At 64.7% G+C, this 2,993-nt stretch carries 4 protein-coding genes; 3 read left to right on the top strand and 1 reads right to left on the bottom strand.

Annotated elements, in window-relative coordinates:
* Positions 1 to 4: 4 nt before the first annotated feature.
* On the bottom strand, positions 5 to 508 hold the full coding sequence (locus tag ACLP9N_RS14905; RefSeq protein ID WP_442408149.1) for a helix-turn-helix transcriptional regulator: 504 nt from the start codon (positions 506 to 508) through the stop codon (positions 5 to 7).
* Between the two features lie 147 nt (positions 509 to 655).
* On the opposite strand from ACLP9N_RS14905, the gene ACLP9N_RS14900 reads away from it, so the two are divergent.
* From ACLP9N_RS14900 to ACLP9N_RS14890, 3 genes are all read left to right on the top strand, one after another.
* Positions 656 to 841, top strand: coding sequence for a helix-turn-helix transcriptional regulator (locus ACLP9N_RS14900; RefSeq protein ID WP_442408148.1), 186 nt, complete (start codon positions 656 to 658; stop codon positions 839 to 841).
* A 178-nt stretch (positions 842 to 1,019) separates the two neighbouring features.
* On the top strand, positions 1,020 to 1,991 hold the full coding sequence (locus tag ACLP9N_RS14895) for a bifunctional DNA primase/polymerase (protein WP_442408147.1): 972 nt from the start codon (positions 1,020 to 1,022) through the stop codon (positions 1,989 to 1,991).
* Positions 1,991 to 2,993: YfjI family protein (locus ACLP9N_RS14890; protein WP_442408146.1), on the top strand; the 1,003-nt coding region annotated here is incomplete at its 3' end. The genes ACLP9N_RS14895 and ACLP9N_RS14890, both read left to right, overlap by 1 nt.

Genomic DNA, 2,993 nt, shown 5'->3' with positions numbered 1-2,993 from the left:
CGTCTCATTCCGAGGCCTCTGGTCCCACTAGCACTGTGCGGGTTTCGGGTATTTCGAGACTCTTCCGCAATATCACCCGGAAACCTGGGGGCAGCCTGAACTTTGTGACCTTTGAAAATGCGCCGTGCACCTCCCGAATGGCGTGCTGGGCGCGCAGTATTTCCTCTTCAAGTTCGTCTCGTCCCTTGAAGTCGAGCGCGTCCAGATCCACAAGGCTGGCGCTGAGCGCGTCGTCAATCGCCGCAGCCTGCTCTGCCGACCGACGAGCAGTGTCGAGCACAGCGCGCAGTATGTAAGCCAGGTCATGCCTGATGCCGCGGCCAAGGAGCGCGTCGACGGACACTCCAAAAAGGTCGGCCAACGCCGCAGCTTCGTCGATGCGGACTGCCCGCTCACCGCTTTCTATCTTGGCGACTGTCGTGGGGTAGATATGCTCTAATCCCCTGCGCTGCAGCAATTTTGACAGGTCTGCTTGCGACCAGTCGTTACGATCCCGCTCACGTTTCACCCGATCCCGAAAACCGGTCTCTACGGGGGACTGCTTACCCATGATCGGGAATATACCCCTTTTCGGTTGACCAATGCAACCAACGCGGTAACACTGACTCTTGTTCCGGAAATCGGGACTGCACCGACCATAGGAAGGCATAGGCTGGTGGACAACGAGATCTATTTATCAGCTCCCGAACTCGAGCAGATGACGGGTACACCGGCGTCGACTTGGCGATACTGGGCTCATATCGGCAGTGGCCCCGCGAGTTTCAAGCTGGGCAGGCGCCGGGTCTGGAAGAAATCAGTGGTGCTGGCGTGGCTCGAAAGCCAGGAGATGGCCTCGGCATGAGCCCGGCACGAAAAAGACCGGCCCCACCACAGAACCGGCCAATTCGTAACAACACCAATACCGCCGATATTACCCGCTGCCTGCGCTGTCGGCGACGGTTACGCGCGGTGCTGTCAGTGTCGCGCCGCCGCGGCCCCGTGTGCTGGCGTAAATCCCGGACGGCCGGGGCGGTGGCAGCATGAGCGATCTTGCTTCGTCGCAACAGGTGAGCTGGTGGGCCGCCGACCTGATCAACACCGCGAACGCGATCCGCGAACTGGGCGCCACCGTCATCGACGCCACAGACATCGGCGTGCACGCGGTCGAGGCCGCGATAAACCATTGGGCCGTGTTCCCCTGCCACGGCAAGGCACCAGCGATAAAGGGCGGACGCGGGGTCCTCGACGCAACAACTGACGTCGATCAGGTCGTCTCTTGGTGGTCTGGTCGCTACCGCGGCGCGAACATCGGCGCCCGCGTGCCCGCGAGCATGTTCGTCCTCGACGTGGACGGCCCCCACCGGCGACCCCACCCCGGTAAAGGACTGCAGGCCCTCGCCGAACTCGAAAACCGCTATGGCCCACTGCCGGCCACCTTCACCCAGATCACCGGATCCGGTGGACTGCACCTGTTCTTCTATCGGCCGCCGGGCAAGCTGTCCAAGGCTGGGTTACCGGCCGGGCTGGAGTACAAGGACCACGGCGGGTATGTATTGCTCGCGCCGTCGATCCACCCCGATAGCGGTGAGCGGTATGTGCGTTGCGATCACCCGGTGATCGTGCCGCCGGCATGGCTGGTCGATCTGATCGCCGAGCGTCCCCGCGTCGGACCGCCGAGAAAACCCCTCCGATCGCAACGTTTTTCCGGCCCGTCGATCGCCGACGAATTCACCGCGGCAACATCCTGGGCGGACGTCCTCATGCCGCACGGCTGGGCATGCCGCGACGGTGATCCTGATGGTGACGGCAGCCGGTGGCTGCACCCCACCGCGACGTCGAACTGCTCGGCCACTATCAGCCACGGCTGCCTGTTCGTGTACTCCCCGAACACCCCGTTCGACGTCACTGAAGCATCACAACCCAAGGGCTACACCAAGTTCCGCGCTTACGCGGTCCTCAACCACAACGGCGATATGAAGGCCGCCGCCCGAGCTTTGAGAGGGGTCGTGTGATGATTCCCAACGCCGACAACGCCAACCCGATGCCCGACACCGACGAGGATCTGTTCGACGGTGACCCGATCCCCTTGACGCAGAGCACGCCGATACCGGCGTTCCCGGTCGACATGTTGCCCGGCCCGATCGCCGAAATGGTGCACGCCGTAGCTGAAGCCACCCAAACCGATCCGGCGATGCCCGCCACCTCGGTGCTGTCCGCCCTGGCGGCCTGCACCGGCGGTCACGCCGAGATCGAGATCCGCGGCGGCTGGCGCGAACCGCTCAACCTGTACACCGCGACGATCGCGGCCCCCGGTGAACGTAAGTCGGCGGTGCAGCTGGCGATGGTCCGGCCCCTACTGGACGCCGAGCAACTACTCGCCGACACCGGTGTGGCCACCCGTCTGGAGTCCGAGACCCGTAAGCAGGTCGCCGAGAAGGCCGCGGAGAAGCTCAAGCATGAGGCAGCCAAGGCGGCCAGCACCGACAATTGGGATACGGCGATGGCCGAGGCGATCGGCGCGGCCCAGATCGCCGCCTCGATCGAGGTTCCGGCGGTGCCGCGGTTGGTCGCCGACGACATCACCCCCGAGGCCGCCGCGAGTGTGCTCGCCGAGCAGGGCGGACGGCTGGCGATCATCACCGCCGAGGGCGGCATCTTCGACATCATCGCCGGCCGCTACAGCAACAACATCCCCAACATGGACGTGTGGCTCAAAGGCCACTCCGGAGATCCGATGAAAGTCGACCGCAAAGGCCGACCGCCCGAATACATTCGCCGGCCCGCGCTCACGCTCGGGTTGATGCTGCAGCCCGCCGTGCTCAACGCGATCGCCGCCAACCGCCAGTTCCGGGGTCGCGGGCTGCTCGCCCGGATCCTCTACGCCTACCCGGTGTCGAAGGTCGGGTATCGGGCGATCGCCCCCGCATCACCGGACCAGACGACCATCGAGGGCTACGAGGCGGTGATGAAAGGTCTCGCGGCGGGCATGGCCGGATGGCAGAGCGACCCCGCGG

Source organism: Mycobacterium sp., assembly GCF_052144515.1.
Taxonomy (GTDB): domain Bacteria; phylum Actinomycetota; class Actinomycetes; order Mycobacteriales; family Mycobacteriaceae; genus Mycobacterium.
Note: the sequence above shows the minus strand (reverse complement) of the source record. Positions and strands in the feature narration are given on the sequence as shown.